This is a genomic window from Evansella cellulosilytica DSM 2522, from assembly GCF_000177235.2.
Classification (GTDB): Bacteria; Bacillota; Bacilli; order Bacillales; family Salisediminibacteriaceae; genus Evansella; species Evansella cellulosilytica.
This window is the reverse complement of sequence record NC_014829.1, coordinates 3,929,267-3,950,765: the sequence shown is the minus strand read 5'-3', so window position 1 is coordinate 3,950,765 and position 21,499 is coordinate 3,929,267. Positions and strand designations below refer to the sequence as shown.

The 21,499-nt window shown below is 38.1% G+C and carries 15 protein-coding genes and 1 riboswitch; of the genes, 8 read left to right on the top strand and 7 right to left on the bottom strand.

The genetic code is table 11. From position 1 onward, the window contains the following. Nucleotides 1–671 precede the first annotated feature (671 nt). The gene (locus BCELL_RS18200) at nucleotides 672–1,943 is read left to right on the top strand and encodes a methyl-accepting chemotaxis protein (protein ID WP_013490244.1); all 1,272 of its coding nucleotides are present in this window, start codon (nucleotides 672–674) and stop codon (nucleotides 1,941–1,943) included. A 74-nt stretch (nucleotides 1,944–2,017) separates the two neighbouring features. On the opposite strand, the gene BCELL_RS18195 is transcribed toward BCELL_RS18200, so the two are convergent. Continuing rightward, nucleotides 2,018–3,280 carry a hypothetical protein gene (locus tag BCELL_RS18195; protein ID WP_013490243.1) on the bottom strand — a complete coding sequence of 421 codons (1,263 nt, stop codon included), beginning with the start codon at nucleotides 3,278–3,280 and terminating at the stop codon, nucleotides 2,018–2,020. 301 nt (nucleotides 3,281–3,581) lie between these two features. Continuing rightward, entirely contained in the window at nucleotides 3,582–4,538 is a 957-nt protein-coding gene (locus BCELL_RS18190; RefSeq protein ID WP_013490242.1) for a L,D-transpeptidase family protein, read from the bottom strand. A 233-nt stretch (nucleotides 4,539–4,771) separates the two neighbouring features. Between BCELL_RS18190 and gndA the strand changes: the two genes are divergently transcribed. After that, a complete protein-coding gene (gene gndA / locus BCELL_RS18185) occupies nucleotides 4,772–6,181 on the top strand; it encodes an NADP-dependent phosphogluconate dehydrogenase (RefSeq protein WP_013490241.1) in 1,410 nt (469 codons plus the stop codon). Between the two features lie 143 nt (nucleotides 6,182–6,324). Here the strand turns inward: gndA and BCELL_RS18180 are convergent, their stop codons facing one another. Beyond that, nucleotides 6,325–6,942: a cyclase family protein gene (locus tag BCELL_RS18180; protein ID WP_013490240.1), complete on the bottom strand. Its 618-nt coding sequence runs from the start codon at nucleotides 6,940–6,942 to the stop codon at nucleotides 6,325–6,327. A 144-nt stretch (nucleotides 6,943–7,086) separates the two neighbouring features. Further along, a complete protein-coding gene (zwf, locus tag BCELL_RS18175) occupies nucleotides 7,087–8,571 on the bottom strand; it encodes a glucose-6-phosphate dehydrogenase (RefSeq protein ID WP_013490239.1) in 1,485 nt (494 codons plus the stop codon). A 292-nt stretch (nucleotides 8,572–8,863) separates the two neighbouring features. Between zwf and BCELL_RS18170 the strand changes: the two genes are divergently transcribed. Together BCELL_RS18170 and BCELL_RS18165 are read left to right on the top strand one after the other, a co-directional pair. Beyond that, entirely contained in the window at nucleotides 8,864–9,856 is a 993-nt protein-coding gene (locus tag BCELL_RS18170) for a BMP family ABC transporter substrate-binding protein (protein WP_013490238.1), read from the top strand. A gap of 23 nt (nucleotides 9,857–9,879) precedes the next feature. Beyond that, nucleotides 9,880–11,685: a sensor histidine kinase gene (locus tag BCELL_RS18165; protein ID WP_013490237.1), complete on the top strand. Its 1,806-nt coding sequence runs from the start codon at nucleotides 9,880–9,882 to the stop codon at nucleotides 11,683–11,685. 243 nt (nucleotides 11,686–11,928) lie between these two features. Here BCELL_RS18165 and BCELL_RS22685 read toward each other — a convergent pair whose 3' ends face one another. Beyond that, nucleotides 11,929–12,099, bottom strand: coding sequence for a hypothetical protein (locus tag BCELL_RS22685; protein ID WP_013490236.1), 171 nt, complete (start codon nucleotides 12,097–12,099; stop codon nucleotides 11,929–11,931). Between the two features lie 161 nt (nucleotides 12,100–12,260). Continuing rightward, on the bottom strand, nucleotides 12,261–14,054 hold the full coding sequence (gene thiC / locus BCELL_RS18160; RefSeq protein WP_013490235.1) for a phosphomethylpyrimidine synthase ThiC: 1,794 nt from the start codon (nucleotides 14,052–14,054) through the stop codon (nucleotides 12,261–12,263). Nucleotides 14,055–14,193: 139 nt separating this feature from the next. Beyond that, a riboswitch (TPP riboswitch) is annotated at nucleotides 14,194–14,308 on the bottom strand. A 316-nt stretch (nucleotides 14,309–14,624) separates the two neighbouring features. Here thiC and BCELL_RS18155 point away from each other — a divergent pair. Together BCELL_RS18155 and BCELL_RS18150 are read left to right on the top strand one after the other, a co-directional pair. Then, nucleotides 14,625–15,908, top strand: a complete 1,284-nt coding sequence (locus tag BCELL_RS18155; protein WP_013490234.1) for a diguanylate cyclase — start codon at nucleotides 14,625–14,627, stop codon at nucleotides 15,906–15,908. Between the two features lie 94 nt (nucleotides 15,909–16,002). Beyond that, the gene (locus BCELL_RS18150) at nucleotides 16,003–17,739 is read left to right on the top strand and encodes a phospho-sugar mutase (RefSeq protein ID WP_013490233.1); all 1,737 of its coding nucleotides are present in this window, start codon (nucleotides 16,003–16,005) and stop codon (nucleotides 17,737–17,739) included. Between the two features lie 1,071 nt (nucleotides 17,740–18,810). On the opposite strand, the gene BCELL_RS18145 is transcribed toward BCELL_RS18150, so the two are convergent. Further along, a complete protein-coding gene (locus BCELL_RS18145) occupies nucleotides 18,811–19,716 on the bottom strand; it encodes an SIR2 family protein (RefSeq protein ID WP_013490232.1) in 906 nt (301 codons plus the stop codon). Nucleotides 19,717–19,903: 187 nt separating this feature from the next. On the opposite strand from BCELL_RS18145, the gene BCELL_RS18140 reads away from it, so the two are divergent. Together BCELL_RS18140 and BCELL_RS18135 are read left to right on the top strand one after the other, a co-directional pair. Then, nucleotides 19,904–20,980 (top strand): hypothetical protein, encoded by a 1,077-nt coding sequence (locus tag BCELL_RS18140; protein WP_013490231.1) that lies wholly within the window; start codon nucleotides 19,904–19,906, stop codon nucleotides 20,978–20,980. 135 nt (nucleotides 20,981–21,115) lie between these two features. Beyond that, complete coding sequence (locus tag BCELL_RS18135) at nucleotides 21,116–21,325, top strand: hypothetical protein (RefSeq protein ID WP_013490230.1); 210 nt, start codon at nucleotides 21,116–21,118, stop codon at nucleotides 21,323–21,325. Nucleotides 21,326–21,499 lie beyond the last annotated feature (174 nt).

The following is a 21,499-nucleotide window of genomic DNA, read 5'->3' as shown; positions in this document are numbered from 1 at the left end:
CCCGGGTTCAAAAGTCTCACCTTCAAATCGCGAGGAAACGCGAGCATGAGAGCGTTTGAAGGTGAGGAAAATGAACCCGGGTTAGAGTGAACCCGGGTTCAAAAGTCTCACCTTCAAAACGTGAGAAAAAGCGAGCATGAGAGCGTTTGAAGGTGAGGGGAACGAACCCGGGTTGGAGTGAACCCGGGTTCAAAAGTCTCACCTTCAAAACGTGAGAAAACGTGAGCATGAGAGCGTTTGAAGGTGAGGGAAGTGAACCCGGGTTAGTTCGAACCCGGGTTCAAAAGTCTCACCTTCAAATCGCGAGGAAACGCGAGCATGAGAGCGTTTGAAGGTGAGGAAAACGAACCCGGGTTGAGTGTAACCCGGGTTCAAAAGTCTCACCTTCAAAACGTGAGGAAACGCGAGCATGAGAGCGTTTGAAGGTGAGGAAAACGAACCCGGGTTAGTTGTAACCCGGGTTCAAAAGTCTCACCTTCAAATCGCGAGGAAACGCGAGCATGAGAGCGCCTGAAGACGAGGTACATCTAGCTGTCAATTAAATAAATCACATTTTTCAACAAAATTTTAATTTTTTCGACAATATCTCCCTATTCCAAATCTGTTTGTGATACCATATATCCTATATATCTTACCGACATATTATTTAGACAAAAAGGATGGGTGTTAATGTGAAAAAAATACGTTTTGGTCTTCAGTTCAAACTAAGTATTGCCATTATTTTACTAATATTTATCGTTATTTCGCTTCAAAGTACGATTTTAGGTTATGTGTCTAGTTATGTGGAAAATCACGTTTTGATAACTGTACTAACCGCTATTGCAAGTATTATGATTACGGCGTTAGGTGCTTATTTTATCATTCGCATTGTGCTAAGAAAGCCACTTCAAAATCTGATGGAAATGGCAGAGGCATTTGCAAACAACGATTTTACTCAAGATTTTTCTATCAAAACGAAAGATGAGTTTCAAGTGATCGGGGAGTCATTCCAAAATGCATCAAAAACAATTCAAAAGATTACGAAGGAAACACAACGCTTAAGTGGACAATTGCAGTCAGAAAGCGATGTTCTAAGAACGACGACCGATGAAACGAAAATATCATCGGCACAAATTGCTTCGAGTATGGAGCAGGTTGCATCAGGTACAGACCAAATTGGTGAGGACATTAATGCGATTGTGGAGAGCGCACATGAAATATCAAGCTTAAACCAAGAAATTTTAGCAAGTTTAGAAGAAGCAAATAAATCTTCGGAGGATGTCATTACAGCCATTTCAAACGGGCACGAAACGATAAACTATTCTTTAAATATCGCAGAAGAAGTGAAAAATACACTATCTACTACGAATCAAAGTGTCAAAAGGCTTGTAGGACAGTCTGAGAAAATTGATGCAATTATTAACATTATTAACGATATTGCGGAACAAACAAATTTGTTAGCTTTGAATGCTTCTATTGAGGCGGCAAGAGCAGGGGAACATGGTAGAGGATTTGCGGTAGTTGCTGATGAGGTGAGGAAGTTAGCTGAACAATCGTCTCAATCGACGTCAGATATTCGTGAGCTTATTCAAGAAGTGCAGCACGGCATTAGTAATATCGTTAATGATAACAGTGAGAGTGAAAAAGGAATTTTATCGCTGTCAAACTCTGTGAACGATAATCATAATGTCATTAAAGACATTCAGTCTTCTGCTACTGTTATTCAAGCGCAAATTGCGGAAATCAACGACTCGATGAAAGGGTTAGCAGAAGGAAATGACCAAATAGTTCAATCGACAACGAATACAGCTAGTATTATGCAGCAGTCAAGGGCTAGCTATCAGGAAGTAGCCTCGGCAGCACAACAACAAAAGGAAGCGATGGAGGAAGTCAATGCAATGTTTACATCCATTCATACGTTAACAAAAAACATGGACAATCTTTTGCGAAATTTCAAATCGTAGGTAGATAATAAATATACTAGGCGAGTGATTCAGAAACGATTCACTCGCCTTGTTTATGTTTAACAGCAGAAGAACTACCCCTCTTTTATATAGTAAAACCGATGTGCAAAATATCCGACTGTCCCAAATAATAACGCTAAGGCTGTGGAAGTGAAAAATAATGATGTGGCAGAAAAACCTAAATGGACATAAATATAGTCGCTAAAATTAGTATGAAACGTCAAGCTGCTAAGATGTGCAAATATGAAGTGAAAGGCACCTATAGTAACACTATAAAGGATGATCCAATGTAAAAAGTTAGTATGATGCTTTATACTGCTGTAGCCTCCAAGCCATCCAGCTAATAGATGAAGGAGAATTGGAACGAATACTGATAAGTAAATATAGTTCCCAAATAATGAAGCAATGATTGCTTCGTAACCACGCTGATCCTCGCTTGCATTAACGCCTTCAACAATCGAATAGGAGACTGTGAGTTCTTCCTCGTACACCTCAGGATTATACATGTTTAGTTCAAACTGAAGTGTCCCTAATTGAGATATCCCCCAATAGTAGTTGCTAAATTGAGAGGTGAGAAGTGCTTTCGTTTGTAATGTGTCGTCTGAAAAATCATCACTAATGGAAATCGTGATAAACGAGATGCAAGACAAGATGAGGATGCCAATAAATGTACTGATAAACGCGATATAAACTGGTTGTTGTATAGTTTTCGTTTTATTGTGCAGGTGACGAACTGTATACTCGGTAAATGATCCAAATGAACAAAATAAACTACTAATGAAAAAACCGTTCACTGCAGTTTTCCATAAAGCGTAGTTCTTATCTAAAGACACAATTCCTCCCATTGAATCAGAGGGAATAGACAGTGCAATATCGGAGTTTGCAAAAATAGATATAACGCATAGGGTAATGGTATAAAAAACGGCAAAAGTAATCACAGAAATCATTCTATCTAATGGCGTTTTGTCAGTGCTACGATGTAACATATATCCACAAATGAAAATTGGAAGGGCCGGAATGATGATAAATAGTAAAAGTCCACCGTTGCTACTAAGGAAAAACATATTCGTTAAAATATGAAAGACAAAATCTAGTGCTGTCAAATGGCTCAACATCAAAATATCGTAAAACGTAACAATGTTCACTGTACTAACATATTCACTAAACATCCCAAAATGATCTGCTAATATGCTTTGTACAAATGTGTTTATAAACATACTTGCTATGAAAGAAATAAAACCAATGATAACGATAGAAATAAAACTAAATTTAGCGATATGGATCAAGTTTTTCAAGCCTAATCTGGTAAAATGATTTTTTATTTTTGAAAAAAGCAACAGAAACACCCTCAATACAAATCAATAATGATAGTTAATAATATTTCACTATTCCCTCGCTCGCGTGATGTAAACTGCGAAAACGCGCTGACAAAATAGAAAGACAGCTTTCACATCTATGAAAGCTGTCTCAATCATACTAACATCTATAAAAAGGGACTGTAAAATACAATAGATGCTAATGTTCGTCCATTAATGGCTTACTTAAGTAGTGTGCCTCCATGGAGTTAACACAGCAACCAAAATAGCAAAGAAGTCACTTCACTGCGAAGGTGAAATACATGCCGTTACATAATATTCACTATTGTTTTAATTTAGAGAGTGTTTGATTTCCGACAATACCATCGACAGTGATGCCGTTTGTTCGCTGAAAGCTTTTGACAGCACGCTCTGTTGCAGGACCAAAAATGCCATCAATGCCACCAGTTTCATATCCTAGAGAATGTAAATCTGACTGTAGCGAACGAACGGCTTCCCCACGGCTACCTCGTCGCAATGTTGTACTCGAAACTGTAGCTGTCGTTTTCTCCAATGCCTGTAATGTGTTTTGCCCTACAATACCATCAATAGTTAATCCACGATCCCGCTGAAATTTACGGACAGCATTTTCTGTTGCAGGACCAAAAATGCCATCAATAGAGCCTAAATGATAACCTTGATTCGTTAATTTCTCTTGCAAATCTCGGACAGCCTGACCACGGCTACCTAAGCGAAGCACTTCGGACGACGATGATTCACTACTTGTTACAGTGTAGCCATGCATTTCAGCAATAGCAGCAAATGATTGAGAAGAATTCGTAATGATGACAGGTGTATTGATTTTTACTCGATCGTATAGCCAATGTACTTCGCTATTGTGCATACGAACACAGCCTGCGCTTACATACCCTCCAATCGAGCTAGCGTCATTGTTCCCATGAATGGCATACGTTGTTCCCCAAGTGCCACGGGCGTTTATTCCTAGCCAACGGTCTCCTAGTGGGTTTTGTGGATCACCCCCGGCGATATTACCGCTGTAGTATGGACGATTTTTTATCTTATTTACAATCTTAAATGTTCCTTCGGGAGTCATCGAGTTCTCACGACCAGTGCCTACACTAAACACCTTCTGTAGTTTGCTGTCTTCAAAAAATGCTAATTCATTGCTCGCTTTGTTAATAATGATAAACTGATTATTGCTTATTGCACTGACAGATGGTGAGAAAAAGAAAGATAGAACTAAACTTATAACACTCAATAAAATAAACCCTTTCTTCATACATTAACCCTCCTTTATTGCTTATTAAACGTCTAAAATAACGACATAGTTTCGTTATTAAGAACATTTTATATGTAAAAATTCGATATAAAGTTTATTTATTCCTTTTTTTTTTAGGGAAAACTACATGAATGTGGATGGTGAACGAACGCATACCTTTTAATCTTGAAGATGTTTATCGAAATATGGTATGGTCAAGTATAGGAAAGTTAATATAGAAGGGAAGACCATTTATGACAAAACAGCAAATCGGTGTCGTAGGCGTTGGAGTGATGGGGAAAAGCTTAGCTTTAAACTTTGAAAGTAAAGGTTATTCCGTAGCGCTATATGACATATCCGCAGAAAGAGTAAAAGAAATTGCAGATGAGCACAAAGATAAAAATGTTTTAGGTACATATAGTGTCGAGGAGTTTGTGAGCTCGTTAGAAAGCCCTCGCAAAATTATGTTAATGGTACAGGCAGGAGAAGTAACAGATTTAGCAATTGAGTCATTACTTCCTCACTTAGCGAAGGATGATATTTTAATCGATGGGGGTAACACGTACTATCCAGATACAATCCGTCGAAATAAATATTTAGAAGAGAAAGGCATTAACTTCATCGGTGCTGGTGTATCTGGTGGTGAAGAGGGAGCACTTAAGGGTCCAGCGATTATGCCTAGTGGTCAAGAGGAAGCGTATAACCTTGTACGCCCGATGTTTGAAGCTATCGCTGCAAAAGTAGATGGAGATCCTTGTGTTACGTACATTGGACCTGGTGGTGCTGGTCACTACGTGAAAATGGTGCACAATGGCATTGAATATGGAGATATGCAGTTAATTTGTGAAGCATATTCTTTAATGAAAAATGTGTTAGGGCTATCGAATGAAGAGATGCATGAAGTTTTCTCTGAATGGAATAAAGGTGAATTAGATAGCTATCTCATAGAAATAACAGCCGACATTTTCACTAAAAAGGATGAGGAAACTGGTGAATATATCGTCGACCTTATTTTAGATACGGCTGGCCAAAAAGGAACAGGTAAATGGACGAGCACGAACGCATTAGATCTAGGAGTTCCATTACCAATTATTACTGAATCTGTATTTGCTCGTTTCTTGTCTGCTATGAAAGACGAGCGTGTCCAAGCGAGTAAGCTTTTAAGTGGTCCTGATAAGGGAGCATTCACTGGTGATAAAAAAGAAATGATCGAAGCTATTCGTAAAGCGTTATATATGAGTAAGCTTTGCTCTTATGCACAAGGCTTTGCACAGCTCAAGGCTGCTTCAGAAGAAAACGACTGGAACTTACAATACGGTAATATTGCGATGATTTTCCGAGGTGGCTGTATTATTCGAGCTGGCTTCTTACAAAACATTAAAGATGCTTATGATCGTAATCCCGAGCTTCCGAACTTGTTGATGGATGATTATTTCCGCAATATTGTTGAAAGTTATCAAGGCGCATTGCGTGAAGTAATTACACTAGCTGTTCAAGCTGGTGTTCCTGTACCAGGTCTTTCTGGTGCAATTTCGTACTATGACAGCTATCGCTCAGAACGTCTCCCTGCGAACCTATTGCAGGCACAAAGAGACTACTTCGGTGCTCACACATATCAACGTGTAGACAAAGAAGGTACATTCCATACAGAGTGGTTGAAGTAAAATACTACATTGACACCCCAACTTTTGTTGGGGTGTTTTACTTGGAAACTAACCTTAAACACACATGAAATAACCAACAAATGAAAAGGGCGACTCAATAGGTAAAAATCAACCTTTTGAGTCGCCCTCTCATATCACACTGATTATTTTAATTCGTCAAATAGAAGCACTCTTGCTGGTGATGCATCTGTTCCTTGTAGCTTAAGTGGAGCAGCAACCATGAAGTAGTTACCTGCTTCTACCTCCGCTAAGCGAAGACCTTCGATAACAATGACGTCGTTGCCGAATAAAGCTTTGTGAGTTGGGTGTCCTGGTTGTGCACGTTCGACACCTAAAGCATCCACACCAACGCCTCGTACACCTTTGTCAGCTAAAAATTTAGCAGCATCTTCTGCTACGAAGACGAAGTCAAAATTAAATTCTTCATCGTCAGAGTTTGTTGTTTTAAATAAAACAAAATCGTTAGCTTGAATATCTAAGTTTTCAATATCACTAGCTGTGATTTTATCTTTTACGGATGTTAAATCAAATACTTTACTTTGGCCAACAAGCTTTTCGATGTCGATCGTTTCAAATGTGTCACCGTCGTTAATCATATGTAGCGGTGAATCGATGTGTGTTCCAGTATGTACGTCTAAGCTTAAGCGTGATTCAGTGACATGTCCATTCGTTACAGTTTCAATTTTCGGCTGCTTTTCCGGTTTGTTTTTATAAACTGGCATACCTTCAAAAATTGCTGAACTAATATCGTAAACCTTCATGCTATCATCTCCTAATCAAAATTTTAAATCACAATTATAAACAAATTTAAGCTTCATGCAAACAAGTAGAAGGGGGATGGTGCCCCTTTCTACTTTAAAAATGTGTTGTCTTTCACGAGTTCGGGTTCATCCTAAAATAAGAAATTAATCTTCTATCGGCCACCATTTAAAGCCGTCTTTTGCTAGCAGGGCGTCTGATCCTTTTGGCCCCATTGAACCTGACTCGTATGTTTCAAGATTGTTTCCATTACCTTCCCAAGCATTAGATATTGTATCAATTAATTTCCAAGACAATTCCACTTCGTCCCAATGGGTAAAATTGGTAGCGTCACCTTTCATGCAATCGTAAATTAAACGCTCATAGCCTTCTGGTGTATTCACAGTGCTTTCACCATTATTGTTGTAATCAAGCTGTACTGGAATGGAGCCACCATTTGGCCCTTGTTTTTTTCCATTTAGTACGAGAGATACACCTTCGTCTGGTTGTATATGAATTGTAAGTAAATTTGGGTGCAGCTCGTCTTTATTTTTGTTGTAGTATATGTTCATTGGCAGATCTTTAAATTGTACGATGATTTTAGTTGATTTTACACTCATCCGTTTTCCAGTTCGAATATAGAATGGCACGCCAACCCAACGGTGGTTTTCAATCATAAATTTACCCGCAACAAACGTTTCTGTATGGGAGTTTGGGGCAATATTGTTTTCACTTAAGTATCCAGGCACTTCATTGCCATTTTGTAGGCCTGGTCCGTATTGTCCTCTTACGAAATGTTCCTGAACCTCATCTGTGCTTATATTTTTAATGGAACGTAGTGCTTTAATTTTTTCACTACGAATCTCATCTGGGTCTAATTTAATTGGTGGATCCATCGCGAGTAACGCTACCATCTGCAGCATATGGTTTTGCACCATATCTCTTAATGCACCAGATTTTTCATAATAGCCACCACGATCCTCCACACCTAATGTTTCACTCGATGTGATTTGAATATTCGAGATGTACCTGTTGTTCCAAAGGGGCTCGAATATAGCATTTCCAAAACGAATGACTTCGATGTTTTGTACCATTTGTTTACCTAAATAATGGTCAATTCTGTAAATGTCCTTCTCAGCGAATGCAGCGCTAATTTCTTCATTTAGCTGTTGTGCAGAGGATACATTATGTCCAAAAGGCTTCTCAATAACAAGGCGAGTATATCCTTTTGTTTCTGTTACCCCTTCAGACTTCAATTGAGATGCAATGGTACCGAAAAACTCAGGTGCCATAGCCATGTAAAAAATGCGATTTCCTTCTGTTTGATATTGTTCGTCTAGCTGATTTAACAATTCGTCTAACTCATGGTACGATTGCTTATTTGTCACATCAAATGGAAGGTAGTAGAAATGATCTTTAAAATCGTTTAATTTTTCTTCATCATTTCCTTCTGATTGAATGGACTTTTGAACATTTTCACGGATAATTTCATTCGTCCATGGTTTCCTACCGAGTCCAACAACAGCAAAATTATCTGAAAGCATGTCCTTTTTATAAAGATTATAAATGGAAGGATATAGCTTTCTTTTTGCTAGGTCACCAGTAGCCCCGAAAATAACGAGAATAGTTTTAGGCTCTTCTATTTGATTCATGACAAAACCTCACTTCTTTCAAAATTCGAATATTGCAACAATGAAACCTTACATCCAAGCTAAAAATCGAAAAGTTTCTGTAATACTCTTGTAATAGCATACTATGATTTCGCTTTTCCTACAACGAATTGAATTTTTTGTACCTATTTAACTGTATGAAAATGGTATTAGTGTAAAAGTATGATTTTTTGCACTAATACTAGGAAGTGGTTAATTTTGTCGAATTAGTGGTGGAATTGTAGAGTTGTGTCGTATAGAATTGTAATTAGATATGAATGAGGGGAGTATTTCTATGCAACAATCACGACAGCTACGCACTATATTTTTATTAACTATTATTGTTGCAAGTATTTTTATAGCATTACTAGTTTTTCAGATCGCAAAAATCTCCTTATCCTCTAAGGATTCCGACGTTGAAACGAAAGTAACGATTATTACTTCTGATGAAATAGTCGATCAAAGCTGGGGGAGCCTAGCATTCAAAGGGAAAATAGAGATTGAGAAGCAATTCCCAGTTAATGTGACTTTATTTAGTGAAATAAATACTGAGCAATTAAAGCGTGAAACGATAGATAATTCTGTAAGTGAAGGGACAACACTGATTATTGGTCATGGTAGAGAGTTTTCAGAAGTGTTTACAGAAGCAGCACAGGCGTATCCAGAAACACACTTTGTCACAATCCATGGATATTCAGAGCATGAAAATCAATCAGTATACACGTTTGAGCAAGGGGACGTGGAATATTTTGCTGGGTTAGTTGCAACGCTGTTTACTGAGTCGAACAGCGTTGCAGTGCTAGATTCTTTCGAGGCGAGAGATCGCAATCCACAATTTGAAAAAGGATTAAACTATTACGACCCTGACATTCGTTTTTTCTATGAAGCTGTCGGAAGCCGCGATGATGGTGAAGTCGCTGTAAACTTGATGGATGATCTTCTACAAAAGGGTGTTGACGTATTTTATGCAAAAGGAAATGCCTTTAATCGCGATGTCATCGAGTATGCAAAAAAACAGGATGTATATGTAATTGGGTATTTAGATGACCAATCCTATTTAGCAAAGGATCATGTTCTGACGAGCGTATTAAACAACGTCCCAAAGGCGTATGTTGCGATATTGGATGACTTTTTCCGAGAGGATGGAATTCCAGCGGGAGAAACGATACTAACGGAAGAACACGGTGTCTATCAGTTAGCGCCATTTGGCCCAATGTTTAGCGATGAAGAGATCGAGTTCATTGAAGATGAAATGCTGAAATTCCAGCTAGGGGAATTGAACTTTTAACTTTGAAGAAGGAGGAGCAAGCGATGATAAGAAAAATGACGTTCAGAAGCAAAATATTATCTACACTAATTCTATTAGTGTTGCTGCTCACGAGCTTCTCCTTCATTCTTGTGCAATCTATAGGAGATGTAAAGGATGTTAGTAATGAAATAAATCATACAAACATACCAGAAATCGTTTGGATTTCACACTTAGAAAAAGAGTTGGCACTAAGAGAACATTTCGTACAGAATGAATTAGATAATGGACTAGACGAGAGTTTCATAGCCCATTATGAAACGTTAAGAAATAGCACTTTGAGTGAGGATATTGTAGAAAAACACGATGAAATACCTAGTAGCCTAGCGGATATACAAAGACATATTTCCTTGCTAGATCATTTGATTCTAAATAATGTTAGAGGTCTACTCACTATTGGAGACAATGTAGGTGCAGAAACCTTTATCGATGAAAACTATATACCTGAACTAGAACAGATAAATGAGTCATTAAATAACAAAAAGAATGGAGTGTTTTACTCGTTAAATAATCACTCCGATTCATTGTATTCTATTATAGAAAGCTCTCTTTTATTTTTGCTTCTATTAACGATCGGAGCAATTATCATTTCCATCCTCTTTGCTTTTAGAATTAGTAAAAATTTGACGACGCCTATTGAAAAGATGATCAATAAAGTAAACAGAATTTCAAATGGAGAGTATGGATTGACAATAAATAATATTGAGCAGATCGAGCTTCAACAGTTAACATCGTCAATTAATGAAATGTCTCTTCGCTTGCGACAATCTTTTTCAACGATATTAAAGGACAAAATATCAAGGGAACAAATTTTGAACTCACTTCCTGTAGGGATTATTACGACTGATGAAAAATCGAATGAAGTCTCTCTCAATCGAGCAGCAAAACAGCTTCTGCAAATTAACAAGGAAACAATACTACAACTTAATAAAAACGATAAAAATGAACCGTTTTGGGAAATCTTTAAGTCGAAAAAGATTGTTCAAAACGTGAAAGTTCCTTTCAGTACAGGAAATACAGAACTTGCTCTACTTGTATCACAAGTCGACTTAACAGACCAGTATGCTGAAAGAATCGGAAAAATTTTCTATTTTGTAGATATTACCGAAACGGAAGCACTAGAAAAGCGAATACAGCAATCGGAAAAGCTAGCTCTTGTCGGGGAACTGGCAGCAGGTGCAGCGCACGAGATTCGTAATCCACTTGCAGTCATTGATGGATTTATGTCTCTTATGAATGCATCATTATCAGAAAAGGAAAAAGAGAAATACTATGTTCCTTTATTAATAAAAGAATTAGAGAGAATTAATACGATTATTGAAGAAATGCTCCTGCTAACAAAGCCAAGTGCACCATCATTTAAAATGGCTTATATAGAAGACGTACTAAATGACATCCTCCCATTAATATGTAATGGGCAGCCTAAAAATAGTATCTCTTTCGATGTAGACCTACAAAGAACCGCACTTCCTATTGATCAGAAACAAATGAAGCAAGTATTGCACAACTTAATTAGAAATGGCATAGAAGCGCTGAATGGAGATGGAAAGATAGCACTTCATTCGAGAATAATAGGTGATCATTATCAGCTTTTTATTGAAGACAACGGCCCTGGAATTCCAACAGAACTAGCCGATACGATATTCGATCCATTTCTAACCTCTAAAGAGAACGGCACTGGGTTAGGACTAACAATCGTTCAGCGAATAGTAGAAAACCATAATGGAAAAATCGAGCTAATAGACACAGAAAAACAAGGAACCACTTTCTTAATAACACTTCCACTAAATAAAAATATGAAGAGTGCCTAGAAGGTTGGCTCAAAAGGTCGATTTTTTACCTTTTGAGTCAACCTCTAAGCAATGAGCGTAGCCGCCGCAATCCCTTAAAGACCACTATAAATATTTTTTTTATAGTGGTCGTGCGGTGAGTGGAGCCATTGCTTCCTTTTACGAACAGTGAATGTTCATATTCATTTCTTTTCTTATAAATTATGTTCAATTATGCGTAACTCGGCCTGAATCATTCGTAACTATGTTAAAATCATCCAAAACCTAAAAATACAACGGCCGTACCTTCTTACATAAAACACAAGTTTGGTAATAAGTATCTCCTTTGAATTCATGATTACAGTTACTTTGAATGGAAATAATCTTTTCTTCCAATAGATCGATTTCTTTGTACAATTTTTCAATGTCAGCTCTTATTTCCTGGACATTCTTCACGAATTCACCTCCAACAATAACTGTTTATTGACGGCAACTAACTTAAATTAGTTATTATGTTTGCAATTTATGTTAAATCATGTGAAACTCAGCCCGAATCATGCGCAACTCCCCGAAATCAGCCACAACTCAGACCGAACCAATCACTCCCCACCTAAAACTTAAACCTTATTGTAAAGCTGACTTCCACCTTCTTTGAACTCCTTCGACTTTTCTTCCATCCCTTTTTCTATTGCTTCTGCTGTATCTAAATCATTTTCCTTCGCGTAAGAGCGAATATCATGTGAAATTCTCATACTGCAAAATTTCGGACCACACATCGAACAGAAGTGTGCCGTTTTTGCCCCTTCTGCAGGTAAAGTTTCATCGTGATACTCCATTGCGCGCTCTGGATCTAATGCTAATTTAAATTGATCTCTCCACCTGAACTCAAAACGCGCTTTCGACAACGCATCATCGCGTTTTTGTGCACCAGGGTGTCCTTTTGCTAAGTCAGCGGCATGGGCTGCGATCTTATAAGTGATTACACCTTCGCGTACATCATCACGGTTTGGTAAACCGAGGTGCTCCTTCGGTGTTACGTAACAAAGCATCGCCGTTCCGTACCAGCCGATCATTGCTGCCCCAATAGCCGACGTAATATGATCGTAACCAGGAGCAATATCCGTTGTTAACGGTCCTAACGTGTAGAATGGCGCTTCTTTACAAGTTTCTAGCTGCTTATCCATGTTTTCCTTTATTAAATGCATTGGCACATGTCCAGGGCCTTCCACCATTACTTGAACATCGTGCTCCCAAGCGATTTGTGTTAGTTCACCTAACGTCTCTAGCTCTGCAAACTGTGCTTCGTCGTTGGCGTCTGCAATAGAACCAGGTCGTAAACCATCACCAAGAGAAAACGCAATATCATATGCTTTCATAATGTCACAGATTTCCTCGAAGTGAGTATATAAAAAGTTTTCCTCATGATGGAATAAACACCACTGTGCTAATATGGAGCCCCCGCGAGATACGATTCCCGTCATGCGCTCGGCAGTTAAAGGGACGTAGCGAAGAAGGACTCCTGCGTGAATAGTGAAGTAGTCAACGCCTTGTTCTGCCTGCTCAATGAGTGTGTCGCGGTATACTTCCCACGTTAAATCCTCTGCAATCCCATTCACTTTTTCAAGCGCTTGATAAATGGGTACAGTTCCAACCGGTACAGGAGAGTTCCGAATGATCCACTCGCGCGTTGTATGAATATTTTTCCCGGTAGACAAATCCATGATCGTATCGGCACCCCATCTCGTTGCCCATGTCATTTTTTCAACTTCTTCAACGATAGAGGAAGATACCGCAGAATTCCCAATATTCGCATTAATTTTCACGTGAAAGTTCCTACCAATAATCATTGGCTCTGACTCAGGGTGATTAATATTCGATGGAATGATTGCGCGTCCACGTGCCACTTCATCTCGAACATATTCAGGTGATAAGTTTTCACGTATCGCGATATACTCCATTTCAGGAGTGACGATTCCTTTTTTCGCGTAATGAAGCTGGGTCACATTTTTACCTTTTTTTGCTCGCAGTGGCTTACGGTTCAGCCCTGAGAAAATTTCATGATTGCTCCTAGGATCATTTTCGTCTTTATAGCCATTATCCTCTGGCTTTATTTCTCTACCGTCATATTCTTCCACATCTTCTCGTTCAAGAATCCAGCTCCTACGTATTGGTTGAAGTCCTTTTCTAACGTCTACCTTTGCATGAGGATCTGTGTAAGGACCACTAGTGTCGTAAACACGCACTGGATCGTTTTCTTCTTCACCAAAAGTGCTTGACGTAGGATCTAACGTAATTTCTCGCATAGGTACTCGAATATCCTCACGTGAGCCTTGTACGTAAACCTTTTGACTTCCTTCAAAGTTAGACATAATTGAAATGTTTTGCTCTTGTAAAGATGCTTCTTTTGCCATAAAAAAATCTCTCCCTTTTTTTGTAATGAGGACAGATTTAGCACAGTACGTAGCGTTGGAAACTAATGACAACAAACAAAAAAGCCGGAATCCATTATGGACGGACCCGGCTTCGTAATAGTAGAAGTAGTTTTCAAGATAGTAACTGCATGAACTTCCCTACGCTAGTATGAACTAGATCAGGTCCTGAGGGTCAAAAAGCTTCAACGTGCTTTTCTCTCAGCCCAACTCATTGGACACCCCTAGTTATTGCTATTCAATTTTCTTTCAATTTAAAGTATACAGACATTTCCGTAAAAATGGAAGAGGAGATTATAATTTCCTTTCCGCAATAAGAGGCAGCTAATATCAGTATGTCTAAATCAAAGTTTCTTTAGGAATACAATGAATCGCATGATTTTACAAAAAATATAAAAAATAAACATATTATTTCCAGGGGAATATCGTAAAATGGTGAGGAGATGACTACTACTCGCATTACCTGTCAGAAATTGTTTCATTTATGATGAAAAAACAGTATGATTATTGTTATGCAAGTGCAAAAGAGTGATGAATGTTTGGAGGGGAAGGATGTTACGGTCTTTATTTCAAACGCATAAGCAGGAGTTTGTGAAATTTATAAACTGCATGGTTGATGCTATTTATGTAATGGAAGTGAAAAATAATACTTTTTATTACACTGTCATGAATATAGAAGGAATGAAGCTTAGCGGTTTAACTGAAAGGGCAATTGGGGAAACGATAGATACAGTATTGCCAAAGGATAGAGCAGAATATTTGATGAATCAATATCGCCAAGTACTTCAAGAGAGAAAATCCATTACATTTGAGGCGATTACAGCAAATGGGGATATAGGAGAATCGATATTAACCCCGATATTTGATGAAGAGAAAAAAGAAATTACATATATTTTATCCGTTACACGTGATATATCAATACGAAAAAAAATGGAGAAGCGACTTGAAGAAAGTGAAGAGAGGTATAGGTTAATTGCTGAAAACTCAACAAACTTAATACAGTTGGTTGATAGTGATGGAAACCTTATATATGCATCTCCTTCATTTAAAAAAATATTAGGTTATCATCCTATAGATAAATCCCACTCTGTATTTGGACAGTTTCATGATTGTGGCAAAAAGGAAGAATTTAAGAAACAATTTGAAAGTGCCTTATGTAAAAAAGAGACAGTTTCTATAGAAATGGATGTTCAGCATGAGAATGGTAGCATCTTATGGCTAAAGGTTGATATTATTCCTATTTTTGAAATTGGAAGTAAAATAAGTAAGATGCTAATAGTGGCAAAAGATATAACAGAAAGTAAAGAATATGAAAAAGAAATACGCTTTATGGCTTACCATGATCCGTTAACTGGATTGCCGAATAGAGGTTTTTTTAAAGAATATATGCTCATGTCACTTGAAAGAGCAAAAAAGAATAGTGAAAGCATGGCATGTTTGTTTTTAGACTGCGACAATTTTAAACAATTAAACGATGCGCATGGTCACGATGCAGGAGATAAGTTTTTGCAATCTGTCGCAAAACGTTTACATTCTGAACTGCAAAAAGATGATATGATTGCGAGGATAGGTGGTGACGAGTTTAATATTTTGTTGTCACAAATGAATAGTAAACAACATGTGAGTGATGTTGCACAACGTTTGTTAAAGGTCATTAATGAGCCATGGCCACTTTCCGGTGGAGAATGGGAAATTACTGCAAGTATAGGCATTGCTCTCTATCCAGAAGATGGTGATACGATGGAAACGTTGTTGAAGCATGCTGACATTGCTTTATATGATGCAAAAAATAATGGACGTAATCAATATAAGTGGTATGACGCTAGTTTATATTAATGGTTTATTATTGGTGAAACGAAATGATGTATGTTCAAATGTGTTTTTTTGATAAAATGATAATGATAATTTTATGTAAAAAGGAGATATTTAGATGAGCTGGAAGCAAAACTATGAAAAATGGATGAACACACCGAATTTATTAAAGGAGTACAAAGACGAGCTTGATCAATTAAAGGATAATGAGGCAAAGCTAGAGGACGCATTTTACAAAAACTTAGAATTCGGAACAGGTGGATTACGAGGAGAACTAGGTGCTGGTACGAACAGAATGAATTTGTATACAGTACGTAAAGCTACAGAAGGTTTAGCGCAATATATACTTGCAGAAGGTGAAGAGGCGATCAACAGAGGTGTCGTAATTGCTTACGATTCAAGACATATGTCCCCAGAATTCAGCCTAGAGGCTGCAAAAACATTAGGCTATCACGGTATAAAAACTTACGTATTCTCTAGCCTACGTCCGACACCAGAGCTTTCTTTCGCTGTAAGATATTTACATGCATATGCTGGAATTGTCGTCACTGCTAGTCATAACCCTCCTGAATACAACGGCTATAAAGTGTATGGTCCAGACGGTGGACAAGTACCACCAGAAATGGCGAATGAGATCATCGACTATGTCAATAAAATAGAAAATGAGTTAGAGGTTCCTGTAAAGGAAGAAGCAGAACTACTAGAGGCTGGTACACTCACATACATAGACAAGCAAGTTGATGAAGCTTATTATCAACAACTAATGACACTTGTCGAAAACCAAGAAGTCATTAATGAAATGAAGGACGAATTGAAAATTGTCTTTACACCACTTCATGGTACAGCTAACCACCCTGTCCGAGAAGGCTTAAAACGTATGGGCTTTAACGAAGTGACAGTTGTGAAGGAGCAAGAGGAACCAGACGCGAATTTCTCTACTGTAAAATCGCCTAACCCAGAAGAGCACGACGCCTTTACGATTGCAATTAGTTATGGAGAAAAAATTGATGCAGATATACTAATGGGGACGGACCCAGATGCAGATCGCGTAGGTGTAGCTGTAAAAAATGCTGAAGGAAAATATCAAGTATTAACTGGTAATCAAGTTGGTGCCCTATTACTGCATTACTTATTAGAGCAAAAGAAGAAAAAGGGAGAACTTGATCGTAATTATAAAGTGTTAAAGTCGATCGTTACCTCTGAAATTGGAAGAAAAATAGCTGATCAGTATGGAATTGAAACGATTGATACGTTAACAGGATTCAAATTTATTGGAGAAAAAATTAAAGAGTTTGAATCAGATGAGCGCAAATTTTTATTTGGCTATGAAGAAAGCTACGGATACTTAATCGGCGATTTTGCACGAGACAAGGATGCCGTACAATCTTGCTTAATGGCAGCCGAGGTTGCCGCATACTATAAATCTAAAGGGAAAACGTTACTCGAAGGGTTAAACGATATTTTTGAGGAAGTTGGCTACTATAAGGAAGACTTAGAATCGTTAACGTTAAAAGGGATAAAAGGTGTTGAACAAATCAACACCATTATGGAGGACTTCAGAGCAAATCCACCTGCTACTTTAGGTGGTCAATCTGTTGCTATTCTTGAAGATTATCAAGCACAACAAAGTACAGCATTAGAGACGAATGAAAAGTCTGTCATTGCATTACCGAAATCTAACGTTCTTAAATTTAAGCTAGGTAGTGATTCATGGGTAGCATTAAGACCTTCAGGTACAGAACCAAAAATTAAATTTTACTTTGCTGTAAACGGAAGTTCCGCAGCTGAAACGAATGAGCTTTTAGAAGCGTTAAAAGCAGATGTCATGAAGCGAGTGCAGGCATTAGTGGAGTAAATAAAACGATAAAAATGAATGAGAAGACTATCCTTCCAAACCAAATAGTGGTGCAGAAGGGTAGTTTTTTTTATTGGAATTTGTACATTTAAACGCTGTGTATCTTAAGAGAAGTTTCATCAGTAAAAGGTGTGAAAGTAAGAAGGTGAGGTGATTGAACCCGGGTTGCGGGAAACCCGGGTTCAAAAGTATCAGGTTCAAATCGAGAGAATAAGCGAGAAAAAGAGAGATTGAAGGTGAGGGAAACGAACCCGGGTTGAAGGGAACCCGGGTTCAAAAGTATCAGGTTCAAATCGAGAGAACGAGCGAGAAAAAGGGAGATTGAAGGTGAGGTGATTGAACCCGGGTTGCAGGAAACCCGGGTTCAAAAGTATCAGGTTCAAACCGAGAGAATAAGCGAGAAAAAGAGAGATTGAAGGTGAGGGAAACGAACCCGGGTTGCAGGAAACCCGGGTTCAAAAGTATCAGGTTCAAACCGAGAGAATGAGTGAGAAAAAGAGAGATTGAAGGTGAGGGAAACGAACCCGGGTTGGAGGGAACCCGGGTTCAAAAGTATCAGGTTCAAACCGAGAGAATGATTGAGAAAAAGGGAGATTGAAGGTGAGGAAAACGAACCCGGGTTGAAGGGAACCCGGGTTCAAAAGTATCAGGTTCAAACCGAGAGAACGAGCGAGAAAAAGAGAGATTGAAGGTGAGGGAAACGAACCCGGGTTGCAGGGAACCCGGGTTCAAAAGTATCAGGTTCAAATCGAGAGAATAAGCGAGAAAAAGAGAGATTGAAGGTGAGGGAAACGAACCCGGGTTGAAGGGAACCCGGGTTGAAAAGTATCAGGTTCAAACCGAGAGAATGAGTGAGAAAAAGGGAGATTGAAGGTGAGGGAAACGAACCCGGGTTGCAGGGAACCCGGGTTCATTTCAGTGCCTTTTATTTGTATTGCAATGGCTATGCTCGTCGCTCGCCTGGTAGGAGAAACCCACTCCTATCAGGCTTTTAAACGATTGCGACGGCTACGCACATTGCTTACGGACACTGAAAAAGTGAAAGAACACCACTTTTTCAGTGCCCTTCTACTACCACGGTAATCCGTTTTTATTTCCACGTTTCAACGATAAGCCTAGCGAATTAATTTTATGTATCAGTGCTTCGTTTGGATGAGGATCAATGACGTACACAGTAGTTCCTTTTTTAAGTCGTTCTAAATACTGATTTATTTCCTTTTTATCAGCATCACTATAAGAAAGGCCTACGATAATAAGGCTGTCGATATTGTTTGCTCGTTGTAAAAATTGCCTTATACCGTTTTTCACCCAACGTAAGTGGCGCTGATAGTTTTCTTCATGAGGAGGAATAATATCTGCTTCATAGCGTGGCGTTAACCATTTTTCCCTTGGGATAGAAAGGACATATCCGACATCATTTAAATACGTAGTTTCCTTTAACTGTATTTCTTTCGTCGTAGAAGTAACCGAATGTAGGTCAATATCAAAGTCAATAGAACCGTGCGGCTTTAATATTGGAATACCATTCCTTTTCTCATTTGTGCCAGTACGGTAAAACGGAATAGTAGCTTCTTTAAAAGCTTTTTCCAGTATGAGATCGTAATTAAAAGAAATAGCAAAACGCATTTCACTCTTATTATTCTTAAACCATCTCGTCCACTTCCAATTCTGAATGTCGTATTTATCTACCTCCAATTGAAATCTTGCGTATGATAGCGAAAGAAAGCGCCGTAATGCACAATCCTTTTGTTCGTTATATTCACTACTTTCCATAAATTTCTCTATTGCTACGTACTCATCCTTATCTTGTTTAGCTAATGAGAAAAGTTCACGGATGGAAGGGAGGTCCTTTAACAGTGCATCATACGATATTTGTTTTTGACCGAAATGAGAAAAAGGAATGGAAGGATTTAAGCCGAAATGGTTTGCAAAATCTATAGAAAAGCCATTACCGATGAGAAGACATATGTTAGACATGTTAACGTTCTCCTTCCATTGACTACTTCATAAAACCGAGTGTAATTATCCTCTACTATTTTTAGTGGAAGGGAAATTATTATACAACAAGTCCAATGTTCTGATACAATTTAAAACTGTTGGTTAAAATAAGTACTTAAATATGAATGTAAAAAATGGAATTACAGTGTTGGAGGAGAATAGAAAGTTGAAGACGATAGCATATTATATTTCAGATTATGGCTTCGGCCATGCGACGAGAAGCATCGCAGTGATCAGTGAACTTATGAAGGAAGACGTGAATATCATTATTTCTACGAGTTTTCCAATGCCTATCGTTCAAACGGCATTTGAGAAAAAACACGAAGGAAAAATCACATATCGCTACAATGAAAATGACCTCGGTTTTATTACAAAAATGAACTCAATAGATGTTGATATCGATAAAATGAATGTTGCCTATGATGCGTATATATCGACGTTACCGGAACGTGTAATTGAAGAAGAATGGTTTTTAGAAGAAAACAATGTTGACCTCGTTATAAGTGATATATCACCTGCCCCATTTTTAGCTGCAAAAAATAAAGGGATTCGCTCTATTGGTATATCTAATTTTACTTGGTACACAGCATATCTCCAGATTATTGAGGAGCACAAGTTAACACCGTTAAAAGAAGCGTATGAAGCGATGGATTATTACTTTGCTTTAGCTGGTGTGAATGAACCAGATTGGGCAAGAGAGAAAACAGAGGAATTTGGTTTTTTCGCACGCAAAACAAATCATGATGAAAAAGATAAGCTACTGGAGCTTCATAACCGTGATGGAAAATATAAGCTTATTTATTTAGGTCTTGGAATGAAGATAGATATAGAAGATCTAGATCACTTACGATTATTAGATGATCCAAATGTAAAGCTCATCGTATCAAGTAATATAGACATTAAAGGTGAACGGATTATTAATATTCCGGCTACTGAACCCGAGGCGCATCATTACACTGCGATAGCAGATGTCGTTATAACGAAACCCGGCTGGGGAACGGTTGGAGAGGCTATTTGTAATAACAAGCCACTCATTCTTATTAATAGAAGCCACATGCAAGAAGATGCAAACACGATAAATTTCCTCATGGAAAGAAAGCGGTGCATGCTCATAGAATGGGAAGAGCTATTCGACCTCCGCTTGACAGATGAAAAGTGGCTTGATTTGAGCAAACAAATGAGCGTTGAAAAAGTTGACAATCAATTAAACAAGCTTGTAGATTCTATTAAAAGTAAGTGGTAATATAAAAGTATAAGCTCCACCTAAATTCAATAAAAAATAGCATTATTTTGGAACAAAAAATTTTTTTGAAAATATAATGTATAAAACCCTCTTTTTTCCAAATACTATGAAAAAATAGTTTTGAGGTGAGTAAAAATGGGTTTATTGAATGCAATTGCTGAGTGGAGTGCAGCTAGATACGAAAAGAAAGTTGCAGATATGAAAACAAAAGGACTTTGCCCAGATTGTAATGGATATGGCTACCATATGTTCTCAAATGAGTATTTTTACATGGCTTCACACAACGAATGTCATGGCTGTAGCGGTAGCGGTGCTTACGATGATTGGCATGAGACACAACAATAATGACCATACAATTCAAGGGTACTTCATTATGAAGTACTCTTTTTGTTAAAAGATAAGTATAATTCTAAGAAAAGACTAAAAACGAGCTTCAAGCTCGTTTTAGTTTTTCTTATTTTGTTAAGAGGCAGAGGGTTAGCTTGTAGTGATAGCCAGCTTAAATGGAAAAGGGAAGCT